This window comes from Xanthobacter autotrophicus ATCC 700552 (assembly GCF_043194565.1).
In the GTDB taxonomy this organism is placed as follows: Bacteria; Pseudomonadota; Alphaproteobacteria; order Rhizobiales; family Xanthobacteraceae; genus Xanthobacter; species Xanthobacter autotrophicus_F.
The window spans coordinates 58,532-75,422 of sequence record NZ_JBAFVS010000004.1 but is presented as its reverse complement, the minus strand read 5'-3'; the positions used below and the strand labels follow the sequence as shown (position 1 = coordinate 75,422).

Genomic DNA, 16,891 nt, shown 5'->3' with positions numbered 1-16,891 from the left:
GATGCAGCATCGTATCTCGCTTCACGTTGCGGGAGTGCAACACGCATAGGCTGTAGGCCTGAACACTGCGCGATCGCTGCTTCGGCTCGTCAAGGGGCAAAGAAGCTCGCTGCCGCGCGCCACAAGCGGATCACTGGATCGGCGAACGCAAGGCCCGTCAGCAAGAGCCCGCCGCCCACGAGGACGACGTTGGCGAGAGCCCGCTTCCACCACGGCGCATCCGGTGAAGTCCACGGCTCATGCATCATTTCGCCCGTCGTGCCGCGCGCCATTCCCAGGGGGCCACGAACTCGGTTGCCCACAGGCCGGCGCCCGCGGCCTTCGCCTCGACTTCCTGAGCCTCATATTCCCTGCTGTACCGAACGAAGGCGAGCGCCCAGCCGGCCCGTACCATCGCTGCGCCCACGTCTTCACCGTCCACCTGGCAGTGGGCGAGGATCCGCCGGTATCGGTCGCGGCCATTCTCGATACAGGCGACATTGTGCTCGCCCAGCATGTCCGCGAGGAAAAATGCTGCCTTCTGCCCGCAGCGGACCGGCTCGCCCGTTTCCCGCTCGGTGCAGGTCTGCCGGCTTTCGGGAGCATCGATTCCCTCTAGTCGGATGCGCGTTCCGTGGATTTCGATGGTGTCTCCATCGATCACCGAGGCGCGCCCGGCGATCGGCTCTGCAGCGAGCGGAGACCATATAGCGCAGAGGACCGCGCTTACTCCGAGGAGCTGGCCGAGCATTTTTGCTTCGACGCACTCGTCGAGCCGTCCTTGCACACGAACTTCTCGCCGCTGCAATGGGAGACACCGCCCTTCTTACCGGAGCATGGCTTGTTCTTTGCCAGCGCAGGAGAGGCCGCCACCATGATCATCATGGCAATTAGGAAGCACCGCAAATCACACCCCACCGTGTTTCACCGCATTATGGTTGTGCACCATAAGGTTGGTTGTCCAGCTACAAAGCTCCCTAAGGGCATCTCGCCGCACCCACTCATTTCGGCTGTGCTCGGCTCGGCTCCGATGCGGTCCAGTCGCGCCCGAGGAAAATCGCAGCCTGGTGGATCGCATCGAGGTACGCCGAAAGCGCGCGGTACTCGGGCGAACCGATCGGCGCCCGGGCGAGCAGTTGGAAAACGCTGTTGCGGGCGGCCATCACCGTCGCGATGAACTGAGCCGCATCGGCCTCTGACCATCCCCGCTTCGTCCGCTGAACCATCTCAGTCGTCGACCCGCTGCCGCCGACGCCTGAAACCAACGGATGCATCCGCCTTGAGCTTCGACATCTCGTGTTCAAGGAAAGCCTGGCCGACGAGAAGTGCGCGGATCGTGGAGCGAGGGTCACCCTCACAGGCCGCAAGGGCCTGGTCGACCTCCGCCTCCGAGATGTCAAAAGGGGATCGGGCGGCGGGCGCGGGCTCGCTCGGCATGGTCGTCTCCGGTGCTGATCTGCCCTTATGGATTCCATGAGAACAGAAAGAGAACAAGCCACGAGATGTTGTGGCTCGCCCGCCCACAAAGGAGTGCGCTGAGACCCAGCTACCTCAGCTCCGCATTGATGACGTTCGCGAGACGGGCGGCCGCGAGGGCCGCCTGGGCGCGCGCAATGTTGCGGGCGTTGGTCTCGTACTCCCGGGAAATCGGAACGGCATTCGGCCCATTTCCGACCGGGGGTGCATAGGCGAACTGCTTGGCGACCTCGAAGCTCTCCTGCGCCCAGGCCTCGGGATCGATGACCTGTGCCGCCGCGGGACTTACCTTGATATCCGCGATCCCGTCATTGTCCGCGTCGAACACCGCGCCGGCCGGCGAGACGTAGCCGCCGAGGATACGGTCCCAGTAGGCGTGCAGCGCGATGACCTCGCCTGTCGCCGGAATGACGCTCTCCGCGTTGCCACCAGCGTCGCCATCAGGAATCTCGCGCGTGTGGCGCCCGACAGCGTGCAGGGGCTGGTGCAGATCGCCGACCAGGTGCAGCATCCACACCAGATCGTAGGACCGCACGTCGTCCGAGGCCCCGGATGCAGGTGGCAGCGCGGCGATCATGAGCTTCAGCTGCGTGACCGCATCAACCGGGTCGGGCTGGGGCAACAGCGAGCCGTCGGGGGAATACAGCACGTCCTTATAGTGCCAATAGGTGTGCTGGTTGTGGTCGGCGTAGCCGATGTTCTGCGCGGCCGCAGGACCCGTCACCCTGTCCCGAGTGTAGCCATATGGCTTCGTCTTGATGTCGTCGGCCCAGGTCGCGGCGTGCACGAAGGCGTAGAGCTTCGCCGTAGCAGGGTCCGGAGCTGCGGCGGTCCACTTCCCATAGTCCGGATTGAGGCGAAGGAGCGCGTCGACCTTGTCCTTTACCGGCGCATCCAGGTGCTTGTAGGCGACATAGGCAATCTGCATGTGTCCGCCATCCCACCAAGCCGCGGCCGGGCCGGAGAGAATGGTGGCGAAGAATCCGGCGAAGAGCCATTTGCGCATTGCCATCTCCCGCAAGGAACCGCCCGGTATCATCGCCCGAGCGCATGAAGCTGGCGTGATAGGCGCACCGCAACGGAAGGGATGCATCGCCCATTCGAGGGAAGCGGTCTGGCGCGCGGCCAAACCTGCAGCTAGCGTCGGCACATGTGCAACCTCTACAGCCACACATCCAACGTGCAGGCGATCATCGACCTGGTGCGCGCGACGCGGAACCTGACGGGAAACCTGCCCCCGCAGCCGGACATTTTTCCGGACTATTCCGCGCCCATCGTGCGGACGGGGCAGGATGGTGAGCGGGAACTCGCCATGGCGCGCTGGGGGATGCCGTCGCCGCAGTTCGTGCTCAAGGGTCGCACCACCGATTCGGGCGTCACGAACATCCGCAACGTCGCCTCGCCGCACTGGCGCCGCTGGCTGGGCCCGGCGCACCGCTGCCTGGTGCCCTTCACCAGCTTCAGCGAGTACGACACCGTGGACGGCAAGAAGGTGCCGGTGTGGTTCGCATTGTCCGAGGAGCGGCCCCTCGCCTTCTTCGCTGGACTATGGACCAATTGGACCAGCGTTCGGAAGAAGGCCGAGGGCGAGGTGACAACCGATCTCTACGGCTTCCTCACCTGCGAGCCCAGCGAACCAGTGGCCGCCATCCATCCGAAGGCCATGCCCGTGGTGCTTACGGAGCCCGCCGAGTTCGAGGCATGGATGCTTGCGCCGTGGGACGAGGCGAAAGCACTGCAACGACCTCTCGCCGCCGTCGCTCTCCGGGTCGTCGCGCGCGGTGACCGCAGGGATGGAGTCTGAAACGCAAAAACACCCCGCCCTCCGAAGTAGAGCGGGGCGAATGGCATTAGAGCATCGCCCTTTCGACGACCAGCCAGTCAGTTTTTCTCGCACAGGCCACCATACTGCCCGGCGGCTACACATTTGTAGCCAGGACAGCACGGCGTAGAATTGTTACAAAAGTCGTCTACCTTTCCGCATGCCAACTGCAATTTATTGTTGGTAGCCCGATTTTTATTTCCAACCCCTGATTGGCTATTATTTTCCCGAATCGGAGAGTAATTTATATTTCGACTTATAAGAGACTCCGCACCGACAGTTGCCGAAGATAGCATTAGGGCACAAAGCGCCATCGCGCATAGACACTTCACCATCGATCCCTCCCGGAATTCTGCCGCAAGGCATTCTCGTACACAACCCATGGATTTCAATGACATAAATGCGCGACGCCCACCGCCCTGCAACCATCGAACAGGCGCCAAATTCGGAAATATATATTATTAGGCTAGCATCTAGAGACTAGCCTTACCATATGTATGGCATTTCCGCAACTTGGGTTTGCTGGAAAACTCACCTCCCCTGTAAATCCAGATCCGATTGATATTTCTTGCGTAATATTATTACCGCAATGAACAAACTGTACTGTAAGTTTGGCACAAGATTGGCAATTGTTTTGATATTTTGAAAATGATCGATTGAATAAACTATTGAGCGTCATTGTTCCCGGCAGGGTTACAATGCACGCCATCGACGGCGCCGGCCCAGGTTGTGCCGGAAGATTCCCACTCGATGGTGTCGGGCGCGATTGTGCTGGCAAATTTCCACCGGAAGGTGAGGCGGGAGTCGAATCAGATAATGCTAGGTCCTCCGCCGCCGTTTGATAATTGAGATTGTACTTTTCAGGTCGATATAATGCTGAAACAATCCTCATCCCCTTGAATGATGGCTTCCGAGAAGGCCAAATATCTTGCTGATCAATAACATATATTGATTTATTTTTTGCCATATCAATATATTTGAAATAGTATTTTTCTAGCCTTTCAATGATCAAATTGTAACGAGCGCCAGCCGATTCATGGCACATTACTGAAGATTCAATAACTGAAAGAACTCCATTTCTCAATTTTTCTGTTGAATAACTACATTCATTTGACTTAAGACATGTTTTATTAATACTTTCATTTTTGAACATTCTTCCATCATAGAAGAACGTGGCCACAAGATCACAGTACTCAAATTGTTTTCCTCCTGGAATTAATCTATCTCTCCCCTCTCTGATCTCGGGAATTTGGTACGCCGGTACGGGTCCGCGACCACTCCTCCCATCCCGCACACCCGGCGGAACTCTCGAAGCATCATATGGCTGCGCAGAGGCTTGACAGAATGTAACTAACGAAAATGTCAGTACGTAGAGCAATCCGAACCGCCTGTGAGCCATTCCGCCCTCCATTTTTGGTCCTTGAGGCGCTCAGCCGCATTCTCAAGATTGTCAAATAATGCAGAACGAACCTCATCGTATCAAGGCTAAGCTTGGTCCGTGAGAGTACAAATGAGGTGATCTCATCGGATGTGCACGACCGGTGGTTCACCGTGGCATCGGCTCCGTCTCCGTCCCAGTCTATCCGGAGGTGGATCATCGCGGGCGCTCCAGCCGCTCAAGGCGCTCGCGGAGGGCATGCACCTCCTTCGCGTCGTTTCCCTCGCGGATGGTCTCTGTCAGCTCGCGCAGGGCCATCGCGAGATCCTTCATCCCATCCACCTGCGGCCCGGCCTTCGCCGCGGTCGCCCCGTCCTTCTTGCCCTGCCAAAAGGCAGCGAGCGATAGGATGAGCGTGCCGACCAAGACGCTGTCGGCCACCGTGATCCCCAGCATGTCCTACCGCCCCCGTTCGTAACGCGCGTCGAATGCGGCCTTGTAGATGGACAGGATTTCGGCAATGGCGAGCATGGCGTAGACGCCGGTGCCCGTAGCCACGATCCCCCGGTCGACGATGGTGCCTAGCGCCATGAGCCACGCGATCTGCCCCCAGATCATGGCGCCGACCACGCATCCACCGATTCGCAGGAGCGGGCCGCGCGGCCACCGGCCATTGATCCAGAGGACCACGATCCGGACGGCGCCCACCAGGGCGAGGACCACGGCAAGCCGCTCCTCGCCGAGGCCATAGTGGTTGAACTCGGAAAAGGTGCCTTCCACCGCCATCGTCTCGCCCGGCAGGCTGAGGATGAAGGCCCAGTTGAGCATGACGATAGAGCTGAACCACTCGATCGAGCGGTCGGCGTTGTGGCGCAGGATGTTGAAGGCCCAGGTCATCGGCCCCACCCGCACAGGCGGCGGCCAATGGCGTTGTGCGCCTTGGCCTGCCGGATCGTTTCATCGGTGTCGGCGGCAGACCACCGGATGGGGACCGCGCTCCGGCAAAACACGTCAGTCCCTCCGGAACCCGTCGTCGTCGCGCAGGCGCTTAGGGTCAGCATTGCGGCGGTCAGCATCAGCGCGAGCGCGCTGCGCCCGATCAACGGAACGGTCGGCATCGGCTTTCTCCTTGGCGGCTTGGCCGGCGGCGCCGCGACGCTCCCCGGATCGGTAGGCGAAGATTGCCGCCCCGGCGGAGAGCACGGCGAGCGCGCCCTTGAGGCCGAGGCGGCGATAGGCGAGGACGGCGGCCCCCACCGTCAGGGCGGCGATGAGGGCAAGGGCCCAGTCCCCGCCGAACCAGCCGGCAACGATGCCGGCGAGGGCCGCCGTGGCAGCCGGGATGACCCAGGCGGAGGCGAGTGCCATGGTGATGAGCGCGCTCATGCCGGCCCCGCATCCCGGCCGGAGCGGACGGCATCCACGGCGGCGCGCTCCGCCTTGCTGTTCCACCACCAGAAGGCCGCAGCTCCGACGACGACGATGCCTGCATAGGCAAGCGGCGGCACGCCATCGATGACGCCACTCACATAACCGGCGACGCCGCCCGCCTCCTTGACGATGCCGACGACAAGGGCGGAGACACCAGTCAGCCCGGCCGCGATCCGGCTCCGGAAGGTATTCACTGCGACAGCGTCGCCGGCCTTCCGAAGCTCCTTGGCCGTCGTCGCGGCGCGCTCCGGAGCCACGGGCAGCTGGGGTGAGGTGGCGAGTGTCGCGATCGTGGCCCGGTCCACCCACACGCGCTCCAGCGTCACGTTCTCCGGGAGGCCGGCGGCGGCCTGAAACTCGGACAGCGCGCCGACCGTCCTACGGCCCCACAGCCCATCGACTCGCCCAACGCTATAGATGCTCTTCGCCCGGAGGAGCCGCTGGATTTCCTTGATCTCGCCCTCCGACAGCCCGTCGTCGGGGTTGATCTCTGCCGGCGCCGGAGCATCGGCCGCCGGCGCGTCGATAGGCGGTTCTTCTGCCTCGCCGCGGTCCATCACCGCCTCGGCATAGGCCTTGCCGCTGGCGGTGTCCTTCGGCATCGGGAGGTTCTGCGAGCCGGCGGCGAGGGCGAGGCCCAGGCGGCGGACCTCGGCGACACGGCGCCCCCAGCCCTTGCCGAATACCGGCCACGTGCGCAGGCCCTTGAGCATGGCAAGCCGGCGATACTGCACGCCCGTCACGATGGCGTCGACATCGGGCGCCTGCTGCGCCGCCTTGATCGTGGAGGCGTTGACCTTGGCCGTCACCTCGACGCCAAGGGCGCGCTGGAGCCACTTCGCTGCCTGCCCGACGCCGGAGTTCACGGCGCCGTCGAAGACGACATAATCCAGACCGGTGGGCAGGTCGTCGCAGCGGGCCAGGTCCCAATAGCGGGTCTTGTAGATGTCCCCGATCTCGGCCTTCGTGATCTTGCGCACGTCGCGGATCGGCAGGCCCTTGCTCCGGCGATAGTCGTCATAGACCCGCTTGATGATGCCCTTCATGGTCGGGCCGCCGGGATCGTCAGGATGGTTGGAATAGCCGCCTTCGTGCACCAGCACGGCCGCGAGGGCCGCCTCGAAATTCTCACGTGCCATGGATTGGTCCTCGCATGCGCGCACGGCCCCGCGCTCCCTGACGAGAGGCGGGCCGGCGCAGGTTGTGGTGGGGGATGGGTCGGATCAGAGCGTGAACATGGACGAGGCCATCAGGCCCGCGTTGATGCGACCGTTGGTCCCGGAGGTGTTGGCATGCACGCCGTCATTGGTGCGGGCGATGCCGCCGGACGACACCCACTTGCCGGGCGCCGCCGGGTCTTCATCGACGGCAGCCATGTCGATCACGCCGGAGTGCCCGTAGGCCTCCCAATTTTTGCGGAGGTCGTCATTGTATGCCAGCCGCCCGGGCTCCTTCGCCGCATCGTAGAGCGTCTGCCCCGCCGCCGAGGTGTAGGTTCCCGTGGTACGCGGCGGGATCGTGGCTGGATAGGTCTTGACCCCGAGGAACCAGTATCGCGAGGAGATGGTCAGGATATCGTCCCTGATCTGCGCCGCCGTGCGCCCCTGCCACAAGTCATTGGTCCCGAGCGACATCGGCAAATGGGTGGCGCCGCCGCCCATGATCAACGACCGGGGCGCGTCGTCCCGCGTCACATAGTCGGATGCCTTCATGCCGCCACGGGCGGCGTAGATCCATGGCAACGCATTGCCGAGCTGCTTTTGCGCAAACCCCTTCCATCCGTAATTGGCCGTCGGGCTGCTGTCTCCCGTCCCGCGCCAGTGGCTGTCCCCCAGCAGGGCGACAACCGGCGTCTCCGCGTCCAACAGAGCATAGACACCGGCCGGCGGGAAATAGCCGCTGCCGGAGTTCGCAGGCCCCGCCGCCCCGGAGGCAGCCATGAGCACGCTGGCCAGGCTCGATCCACGATTGCAGCCCTCGCCGGTCAGGACGATGGTGCTGTCGGCCGTGGTGGCGAGCTTGAGGCCCCCGGTCCAGGCGCCGTAGCCGCGCAACACGAAGTCGGTAGCGGCGCCGCTGTCCACCCACAGCACGTCGCTTTCAAGCTGGCCGCGCCCGGGCGAGAGCGTGACGGATGCCTGGCCGCCGAAGAAGAACTGCCGCACCGCGCCGTTGATATCCACCGACGCGCTGAGGCTGGTCACGGCTTGGGCGCGGTCCTGCTCGCCGGTGTAATAGACATCGCTGCGCGAGTAGACAACCTTGAGCGCACGGACGCGGCGCCCGGTCGGGATGAAGAAGCGATTGTAGTTGTTGAACGAATTGTTCGTGGAATCCTCATTGGCGCCGGCGCTGTCACCCGCACCTGTGAAGCCGATCGCACGCTGACCGATCCCGACCCACGTCCCTTGGATGACCTTCTCGGGTGCATCGAGGAGAGCGGATGCGCGGGCAATATCAGCATTGCTTGCGATCACGGTCACCACGTTCGGGCTGGTCTGGGTGACCACCAGGCGCCGCGTTTCGGCGCCGGCCCCGATCGCCACCGTCGCATGGATCAGATCCCCGACGCTGAGGGACAGATCGCGGGCGGCATTGAAATAGCTGGGAGCCTGCACCTCCCCGCCAAGGTCGGACGTGCGGTAGGAGTATTGGCTCGCCGCGAACCGGACAAACGTCGAAGGGTTGAAGGGCATTTGCTTTCTCCCTGTGCGGAGGTCAGGCCGGATCGATGGCAGCCACGAGCGGCCCGAGGACGGACACCGTCCAGATGCGGTTGGCCATTTCCTTGATCAGCACGATGTCGTCGGCCTTGAGGTCCACCTCGCCGCCGGCGCGCAGGGCGCACGCCAGGGTGAAGCGCCGCAGCTTCACATCCAGGCGCTCCTGCCGATCCTCGGGATGGTCCGCGATCAGCGGGATGATGCAGGCATCACCGACCGTGATGACGGCGCCTTCGGTCGCCCCCACCGCCGGCGGCACCCGGAGCGCCTCACCCCACACGCCGATCAGCACGGCACTGGTGTCGATTTTCATGTCGCGGTCCTTTGGTCGAGTTGGGTTGCGAGCGCCTGCACGGCGCCCCAGAGGATGCCCACCTGGGCGTTGAGAGAGACGGTCTCCACCGAGGCCGGGCGCGCGCCCATGCCGTAGCGGTCACGGGCGGTCGGCTCGGCTCGGTTGTCGTGGCGCGTCACGGCGAGGGCGGGGTCAAAGCCATGCACGGTCATGGCCTCGGACAGGCCCTTGATGCCGCCGGTGTTGCGCGACGAGACGCCGATGCGCGTGGCCAGCACGCCGTGCGCTCGCTCGGACTTGTAGACCCAGGAGCACACGTCGGTGCCCTTCACCACGTCCAGCATCTTCGAGGCCGCCGGCATCACAGCCAGCGCCTCCTTGCTGTCCGGGTCCGACACCGCGTTGACGGCGCCGTTCATGGTGATGCTGGCGCCGGCCGACGTGCCTAAGGCGTAAGTCCATGAGCCCGCCGTGCCGTTGTGGGCGTAGAAGGCGACGCCCATGTTCGGCAGCTCCTCGGCGATGCACTGGACGCCGTTCAATTTGCCGCCGAAGAAGTCCGTGAGCCCGTTCCAGCGCCCGGCGAGGGTCTGCACCCGCGCCGCGGCCCAGGTCCCAGACCCCGTCACCGGCGTGCCGCCACCCGCATTGATGACGGTGCGGGCCTCCTCCCATGCCACGAAGCTTTTGAGGTCGCCCACCAGCCACGCTTGCCCCATGAGGGGGGACATGTCGCCGGCCGAGTAGCCCGCCGCCACATAGTCCCGCGTGCCGGTGTAGCCGCCAAGCGCGAACAGGTTGAGGCACCCGACCTGCCCCTCCTGCGACAGGTCCGGCTTGATGTTGGAGAGGCCCAGCGCATAGCTGGTCTCGGCATAGTGGCCGGAGCCTGCCGCCCACGCGCGGTTGGAGATATGCGCGGCATAGCGGTCATAGGCCACCTGAATGGTCCAGTCGGCCGCCGATCCGCTCCCGACGCTGGCCGTGATGTTGACCACCAGCGTGGTGCCCGAATAGCTGGTGACCGTGCCCACCATGTAGCTGGTGGCCGAGGCCGCCGAGCGGATGGTCACCACCTTTCCGGCCACCAGCAGGGTGGAGCCCGCCGCCACCGTGAACGTCTTGCTGCCGGTCCCGAACGCCACCGAGGAGGTGGAGGCGATCCGCGACGGCGTGTAGAAGGCCGCCTCGGAGTAGGTAAACCGGGCCGCGGCGATGCCGTCCTGTGCGCTGGCCACGTAATGCGCCACCGCCTTGTCCGCCGTGGGCAGGTCCTGCGTCCGCCCGGTGTGCCAGATGGCGTTACCGTTGATGGTGGCGGCGGCCCCGACCGCCGTGGTGATGACGAGGCCGCTGCCGGCGGAGGCGATCCGCACCGGGCCGGTGCCGGTGTGCTGGATCTGCAGCTCGCCGGCGCCGGTCTGGATCAGCGACAGGTGGCCATCCGTACCGGCCGAGCGGATGAGGCGGGCCTCGTAATCGGTCCCGTCCTTGGCGTGGAAATCGAAATAGATCGACCGGTCGCCGGTGAGCGCGCCGCCCAGCTCGACGGCGGCCACCTTGGTGAGAAGCTGCTGCAGTTCCAGGTTGGTGCGCGCCCCGGCCGCGTCCACCGCGCCGGTGCCGCCAGCCGCCACGTCGATGCGGCCATCGTTGCCCGCGTCGTAGATCGCCTTGGTCATGTCGCCGACGCCCGCGCCATCGGCGCCGGCCGGCCCCCGGATGTCGATGGCGCTGGCGATGGGCGTGACCAGCCCCGTGGCGCCCACATATTGCCCTGAGGTCGGCGCGGCCCCGGTGCCGCCGGTCCACCCGGTCACCTGCAGCACGCGCCGGGTGCCGTCCGTCACGATGCCGAACTGCGGGCTCCAGCCGTTGGTGCCGGCCGGCGCAAGGCCTGCGGTCTGGGCCCAGCTCGACGCCAGGCGCGACCAGACCTGATCCGTGGCCAGAGCGAAGACGTGCATGCCGTGGTCCGGCGCCGTGAAGCGCCAGGTGCCCGCATCGGTCGCGATGGCGAGATAGCCGGGATAGCCGGCCCATGCGCCGGTGGGCGCCGTGCCCACCACATAGAGGTCATCAGGCGCCGGGGACGAGGGCGGCGTGTCGACGTTGACCCCGGCCACCACATAGATCACGCGGCCATCGGTGAGGATGCGGGCGCGCTCCACCAGCTCGGTCGCCCGCTCCGCCACATAGGTGCCGTAGGACCGGGACGGGGCATTGTAGATCGCCACATAGGCGGACGCCGACAGGGTGGCGCCCGGCCACCCATAGAGCAGCGTCAGGTGGGTGTCGTCCACCACGGCGGCGATGCGCACGGACAGCCCGGCCGCCTCGAAGGTGTCGCCCGGCTGGACCAGCCCGCTCCACAGCGTGCCGGTGCCGGTCACAGTGGTGCCGGCCGCCGGGACGGAGGCCGTCCCGGTCGCGTAGAAGGCGCTGAAGGTCATGGGTGCTCCGAAGGGTCAGACGGGGCCATAGGCGGGGCGGCCAGATGCGCACACCGAGTAGAAATCGACATAGGTTTTGGCTGTTGGGGTTCCGGGCATGTGGAAGCCGACGCGCCCGGTCGTGACGCCAGGGCCGGCAAAGGCCAGCGTCCAGCCCTGCGGTTCAGCGCTGCCGCGGGGCCACACCTTCAGGCGGCGGTAGCCAGCCTGCAGGTTCATCCGCAGCCAGTACCAGGTGTCGTAAGCCCACGGGTACAGCCGCACGCCATAAGAGCCGACATTGTGGGTGGCAGAGCCGATGGTGCCGCCAGCGATAAGGATGTCCGTCCAGTTATCGTAGCCGTAATAGATGCGGCTGTTCTGCGCGACACCTCCGGACACGTCACACCGTACACCGCCGACTTGGAAGTCGGTGGTGCTGCCCCACTTGAACATGACCTGCAGAGGATAGGTGTCCGGCCCGTTCACCATCTTGAAGCCGACAAGGATATCGCAGTCCCCGATCACGCCCGCGGCATCGAACGTGCTCTGCAGCTCATTGACCGTCGGAGAGGTCGAATTATAGGCCCGCACCGCCTTGCCGGAGGTCGCGTCGGCCACGGTGTCCACCCGGAGCGTGCTGGCCGCCCCACCGGCAGAATGAAGCTCCTGCCGCGTGGTCCACCCGGCCGGTGCGCTGCCCACCGTGGCCGTGCCGAAGTCCGTGTAGGTGCTCGTCTCGGCCGTCGCCGCCCCAGAATACAGGTCATCCTCTCCCGCATATGTCGCGGAATGGTCCACGATGGCGGCGCGAAACGACGTGGTCGAATGCCCGCTCCCCCAGATCGACCAGGCTTTGCGATCCGCGCCTGACCAGGCCGCCATCTCGGTGCCCCACGGGTCGGGGAGCGGGAGCCCGACCACATTTCCGATCGGCCCCTCGGCGGTGTGGAGCGCGCCGCCGGCGCACCACCAGCGGCCATAGCGGTAGCCGGCATAGAAGCCGAGCGGCGGGCCGGCGGTGTTGCCGGTCAGGTCTGTCGATTGCGTGCCGGTGAACGCGGTGATGGCGTCGTGAGCGACCCGCTGCTGCACATGCAGCACGGACTTTGAGGTGTCGAGCAGCAGTTGGGAGGCCGCCGCCGTGTTGACGTTGACGTTGCGCTTGCTGATCTTGAGCCCGTCATCGGCGTCCAGACGGACGCGCGGCGTGGCCACGGTGTCCGCTCCGCCGGCATAGGTCGGATCGTAGGCCGGGATGATGTACTGAATCGCCTGCGCCACGCTGGTGGTCATCAGGACGGAAAAGCTGCTCGCGGACAGCCACGTGATCTGTGCACTCCAGACCCCGGCCGTATCCGAGCCCCCGAGAAGCAGGACCGGCGGGAAGTTCGGATAGCTGCCCTGCAGGGTGATCGTGACCGAGATGGCGGAAGTGCCGGAGCCCGTCACCGGCGTCCCCCACACGGCCCCGGTTTCGGCCATCTGGAAGATCTGGGCTGCCGTTGAAAAGCGCAGGTCCGCATCCGCGCAGGTGAGCACGTCGGCCCCCTTGCGCGACACGTAGAGCCCCGGCCCCCGCGTGGGATGGTTGCCGAGAAGCACCCCATGCGAACCGTCCAGATCCGCCTCGCGCGTGTCGGCGGCGGTCAGGGGGTTCGCGAAGATGATATAGGCCGTGCCCGTCGTGCTATGCGCGAAGTTCAGCGTCCGGAATGTGCAGTGGTCGACGTGCGATGAACAGACCGTCTGCTGGTACCACACCTGTCCCGAACCATTGACCGCCCGATGCCAGCCGATGCAGATCGGCTCCCACGGCAGCGTGGCGAACGAAACCGTCCGGTAATAGCGGTTGATCGTCGCCCCGTTATAGGTCCACGCCTCGGTGGAAATGGTGCCCAGCAGGTTCCAGTTGGCGTCCAGCACCGTGAGTATTTCCGGCCAGGCGCTATCGAACGCAAGCTGCTGGTCGACCAGACCCGGATCGGTCACGTCGAAGCCGGGCCGCGCCACGCGGAGCCGGGGTGTGCCGTCGAACCGGCCAAGGATGACACCGCCGCTCGCCATGTCAGGAGGTCACCAGAAGGTAGCCGTCATCCGCGTTGATGTAGAACCGACTGTCGTCGCTGCGGAAGATGCCGGCGACGACCTCGCCGAGGTTCGCCACGATGGCGGACAGCTCCGCCACGGCCAGCTTGTCGGCGGTGATCGTTCCCGCCGCCACCAGGTCCCCGTTGAGATAGACCACCGGCGTCGGGCCGGTGTTGTCCACCAGGAACACGGCGGTGCCGATCTCCTCGCTCCCCGTGATGAAGAACCGGTCGGCGTTGATCGAGACCTGCCCGATGGCATTCCCAGCGCCGTCGTCCTGGGCGATGACCCGGAGGCCGGCCGATGCGTTTTCCGCCGTGGCCTGCAACTCATAGGCTGCGATGGCCCCGGCCGGCGTCACCGCCACCACGAAGCGCGCCTTGAGGCTGGCATCCACATTCGCCATCGCAGCTTCCAGGTCCGTCACCTGCGAAGCGATGGCCGTCGTCTCGTCGGCGAGCACCGTGATCTGCTCAGCGAAGGAGGCGCGGGCCGATCCCACCTGCACCGAGATGGCGCGGGTGAGGTCCTGGCGGTTCAGTTCGCCCGCCGCGCTGATATCTGCAGCAATGAGCGAGAGCCGGCTGAGCCCGTCGTTGAGCACGTCGACCGCGCCCTGCATCTGCGTGATGACGCGGTCATAGGTCTCGTCGGTGAAATTCCCCGTCGTCACCGGGATGTTGCCGGCATCGATGGTGGGCGCGGCGAGGTCCACATAGGCCCACGCGCCCCGGCTCGATCCCACCGCCGCCACCGCCAGGCGCAGCGCCGCCGGCTGCACCACCATGGACAATTCCGTCGCCGTGGTGTCCGGCAGCGCGGTCCAGGTGTCGCCGGCGTCATAGGAGATGCGCGCCATGTAGTAGGACGCGCCAGAGGCGGCATACCAGCTCGCCGTGAGCACCGGCTCCAGCACGTTCTGTTCCAGCTGGGCAATCAGGCCGGTGACGGTCGGAGCCCTCTCCATGCTGAGCGGCGGCAGGCTCGGCAGCGCGTCCGGCGCGCCGTCGTCATCGTGCACGCGCGGATCATCCACCACCAGCGACAGGCTCACCCGGTTGCCGCTCGGCGCGCCGGTGAGCGCGATGCAGCGGCGCTGCCACGCGGTGCCAACCCCGAAGGCATAGGACGGCAGCTCCGCGCTCTCCATGCGCGCCAGAGCATCGTCCAGCGTCATCCCCTGCCCCGCCTCGACGCTGGCGAGGTCCCCGGCGTTGAGGGCGCAGATCGCGTCATCCCCGTAGCGCTCGCACAGGACCGGCCCGAACAGCCCGCCGGTGCGCGTGCGCAGGCCGATATAGTGGTTCGACCCGCTCACCCACGTCGGCGCCGGCTCCAGCGTGAGTGCCACGCCCGTCCGCCCCACCACCATGCCGGCGGAGCCCCACTTACCGGGCATGTCCGACTGCACCAGCAGCTGCGTGCCGAGCGAAACCAAGCGCCCGTCATGCTCCATGTCGAAGGATGGCTTCACCCGGCGGTATAGGTTCTGCCGATAGTGGAACCCCGCCTCGCGGTAGGCATGCGCCCGCTGCACGACGCCGGGGATGGTGAGGCGCTTGGGGTACAGGGCGTCATAGTCCGCCGGGTATTGCACTTCCTCACCGCGCCATGTGGTCTCGTCCACATATTGGAGGATCACCGCATCGGTGCCGTCCGAGGGCATGAAATCGTAGTCGGTCGTAAAGCTGCCGCGGATCATCTCGCGATCCGTCACCAGCATGGACGGCACCGCGCTCCATTCGTCGCGCACCAGGGTGAGCACATCCCCGCTCCAGCGGTGCTTGGCGCGCACCGCCGCAAGGGCGGTGTCGAAGGCCTCCAGCGCCGACACGGCAGACGAGAACTCATAGTCGAAGAAATCTCCCCGGCTCGCGGCCAGCGTGGCGAGGCTGTAGGCCGCCTGGGCATCCACCTTGCCGGCGGCGCGGCGCGCACCATAGTCGGTGTTCACGGCCATATCCCAGAACGCCCAGGCCGGATTGCGGGTCGGCTGCTCGACCCACGCCGTACCGTTGAAGACCGGCAGGATGCGGGTGTCGATCACCTTGATGTTGCGCGCCGAGGCGTCCGTGAGCTGCTGCGTCGCCTTCATCCGGATGGCGATGGTGCTGACGGAGGCGAAGCTGTCGCCGCCGTTGAGGAAGGCTCGCAGGCCCATCCACACCAGCGTGGATACGGTCTTGGTGTCACTGTCCAGCGGGTTCACGTCGCGCTTGAGCCGGACCTCGTACCGGCCCGGCGTCACCGCCACCTTGAACGACCAGCGACGCGCCTTCTTGCTTGCCGCGCCGATCGCCGGATCGGTGAGCGATGTCCACGAGCCGGTGGGCAGGCCCAGGCCGTCGACCGGCCGGTACTCGGCATGCAGCTGCACGTAATAGGCGGTCACCGTCCCATCGTCGGAGGTGTAATAGAGCCCGCCCGGCGCCGCCACGTCGATGGCGAGCGCCGTGGTGGTGGTGCCGGCGGCGGCCACCACGAACCCGCCGGCCCAGTCGCCGGTGATCTCCTGCCCCGACACCTCGGCCGAGGTCGCCACGTTCACGTCGAACAGGGTGACCGGCTGGCCCGGCTCGTAGAACTGGATATCCACCCCGTCGAAGCTGTCGCTCACGCCATCGGCGGCAGTCCACAGCACGGTGTCGTCCACATAGATAGCTTCGGCGCTATACTTGCCGCAGCCTTGGCACAGCAGGACGTTCAGATATTGATCGTCCCCGATGTATTCGGCCCATGGAACAGCAGCATAGTCCGGCGTCTTCTTGATCCGGCCGTAGCTGGTGGGGATCGTCGCCAGAAGCTTGGCGCTGTTGGACTGCTGCCCGAACGAATAGACCGTCTCGGTCTCCGAACTCTCGTCGGAGGCCTTGGCCTTCACCATCGTCGAGACCGCATAGGCGCCGCCGGCCATGAACGCGAACTGCCCCAGGGCGCCCAGCAGCCCGCCGCCCAGCGCCGTGCCCACGCCCGGCGCCAGCACCGAGAGGCCGATCATCGCCACCAGCCCGAGCACCTGCTTGGTGGAGGCGCTGCCGCCGCCCAGCGGCCGGCTCAGGAACACCAGCCGGTCCTCGGCATCGAGCGGGCGGGCATCCCACTCCGCCCGCATCACCGGCGCGCCGTTGACCACGCAGATGGTGGGCAGTGTGGTGGTGCTCCAGCCGGCCCGCGCCAGGAACCCGCTCACGGTCTCGCCGGCGAGCAGCGGCGCCCGCCCGATCTCGTGACCCGGCAGGATAAGGTGGACGGCTTCGGTCATGG

Annotated in this window: 15 protein-coding genes; 1 reads left to right on the top strand and 14 read right to left on the bottom strand. The window is 65.6% G+C overall.

Annotation, left to right across the window (positions count from 1 at the left end):
* Nucleotides 1–244: 244 nt before the first annotated feature.
* From V5F48_RS05545 to V5F48_RS05530, 4 genes are all read right to left on the bottom strand, one after another.
* Nucleotides 245–730 carry a thermonuclease family protein gene (locus V5F48_RS05545; RefSeq protein WP_394257894.1) on the bottom strand — a complete coding sequence of 162 codons (486 nt, stop codon included), beginning with the start codon at nucleotides 728–730 and terminating at the stop codon, nucleotides 245–247.
* Nucleotides 731–980: 250 nt separating this feature from the next.
* The gene (locus V5F48_RS05540) at nucleotides 981–1,205 is read right to left on the bottom strand and encodes a hypothetical protein (RefSeq protein ID WP_394257893.1); all 225 of its coding nucleotides are present in this window, start codon (nucleotides 1,203–1,205) and stop codon (nucleotides 981–983) included.
* A gap of 1 nt (nucleotide 1,206) precedes the next feature.
* Nucleotides 1,207–1,416 carry a hypothetical protein gene (locus tag V5F48_RS05535; protein ID WP_394257892.1) on the bottom strand — a complete coding sequence of 70 codons (210 nt, stop codon included), beginning with the start codon at nucleotides 1,414–1,416 and terminating at the stop codon, nucleotides 1,207–1,209.
* Between the two features lie 109 nt (nucleotides 1,417–1,525).
* The gene (locus V5F48_RS05530) at nucleotides 1,526–2,461 is read right to left on the bottom strand and encodes a S1/P1 nuclease (RefSeq protein ID WP_394257891.1); all 936 of its coding nucleotides are present in this window, start codon (nucleotides 2,459–2,461) and stop codon (nucleotides 1,526–1,528) included.
* Between the two features lie 144 nt (nucleotides 2,462–2,605).
* On the opposite strand from V5F48_RS05530, the gene V5F48_RS05525 reads away from it, so the two are divergent.
* Complete coding sequence (locus tag V5F48_RS05525) at nucleotides 2,606–3,259, top strand: SOS response-associated peptidase (protein ID WP_394257890.1); 654 nt, start codon at nucleotides 2,606–2,608, stop codon at nucleotides 3,257–3,259.
* 484 nt (nucleotides 3,260–3,743) lie between these two features.
* Here V5F48_RS05525 and V5F48_RS05520 read toward each other — a convergent pair whose 3' ends face one another.
* The 10 genes from V5F48_RS05520 to V5F48_RS05475 form a co-directional block, all read right to left on the bottom strand.
* A complete protein-coding gene (locus tag V5F48_RS05520) occupies nucleotides 3,744–4,430 on the bottom strand; it encodes a hypothetical protein (protein WP_394257889.1) in 687 nt (228 codons plus the stop codon).
* 441 nt (nucleotides 4,431–4,871) lie between these two features.
* Nucleotides 4,872–5,111 carry a hypothetical protein gene (locus V5F48_RS05515; protein WP_394257888.1) on the bottom strand — a complete coding sequence of 80 codons (240 nt, stop codon included), beginning with the start codon at nucleotides 5,109–5,111 and terminating at the stop codon, nucleotides 4,872–4,874.
* Nucleotides 5,112–5,114: 3 nt separating this feature from the next.
* Nucleotides 5,115–5,552 (bottom strand): hypothetical protein, encoded by a 438-nt coding sequence (locus V5F48_RS05510; RefSeq protein WP_394257887.1) that lies wholly within the window; start codon nucleotides 5,550–5,552, stop codon nucleotides 5,115–5,117.
* Nucleotides 5,553–5,666: 114 nt separating this feature from the next.
* A complete protein-coding gene (locus V5F48_RS05505) occupies nucleotides 5,667–6,041 on the bottom strand; it encodes a hypothetical protein (RefSeq protein ID WP_394257886.1) in 375 nt (124 codons plus the stop codon).
* Nucleotides 6,038–7,225, bottom strand: coding sequence for a glycosyl hydrolase 108 family protein (locus V5F48_RS05500; protein WP_394257885.1), 1,188 nt, complete (start codon nucleotides 7,223–7,225; stop codon nucleotides 6,038–6,040). The genes V5F48_RS05505 and V5F48_RS05500 overlap by 4 nt, the downstream gene beginning before the upstream one ends.
* A gap of 84 nt (nucleotides 7,226–7,309) precedes the next feature.
* A complete protein-coding gene (locus V5F48_RS05495) occupies nucleotides 7,310–8,782 on the bottom strand; it encodes an SGNH/GDSL hydrolase family protein (RefSeq protein ID WP_394257884.1) in 1,473 nt (490 codons plus the stop codon).
* A 22-nt stretch (nucleotides 8,783–8,804) separates the two neighbouring features.
* Complete coding sequence (locus V5F48_RS05490; protein WP_394257883.1) at nucleotides 8,805–9,122, bottom strand: hypothetical protein; 318 nt, start codon at nucleotides 9,120–9,122, stop codon at nucleotides 8,805–8,807.
* Nucleotides 9,119–11,557 (bottom strand): DUF2793 domain-containing protein, encoded by a 2,439-nt coding sequence (locus tag V5F48_RS05485; RefSeq protein ID WP_394257882.1) that lies wholly within the window; start codon nucleotides 11,555–11,557, stop codon nucleotides 9,119–9,121. Before V5F48_RS05485 ends, V5F48_RS05490 begins: the two co-directional genes overlap by 4 nt.
* Nucleotides 11,558–11,572: 15 nt before the next feature.
* On the bottom strand, nucleotides 11,573–13,603 hold the full coding sequence (locus tag V5F48_RS05480) for a hypothetical protein (protein WP_394257881.1): 2,031 nt from the start codon (nucleotides 13,601–13,603) through the stop codon (nucleotides 11,573–11,575).
* A gap of 1 nt (nucleotide 13,604) precedes the next feature.
* Nucleotides 13,605–16,889, bottom strand: coding sequence for a host specificity factor TipJ family phage tail protein (locus V5F48_RS05475; RefSeq protein WP_394257880.1), 3,285 nt, complete (start codon nucleotides 16,887–16,889; stop codon nucleotides 13,605–13,607).
* Nucleotides 16,890–16,891: the final 2 nt, after the last annotated feature.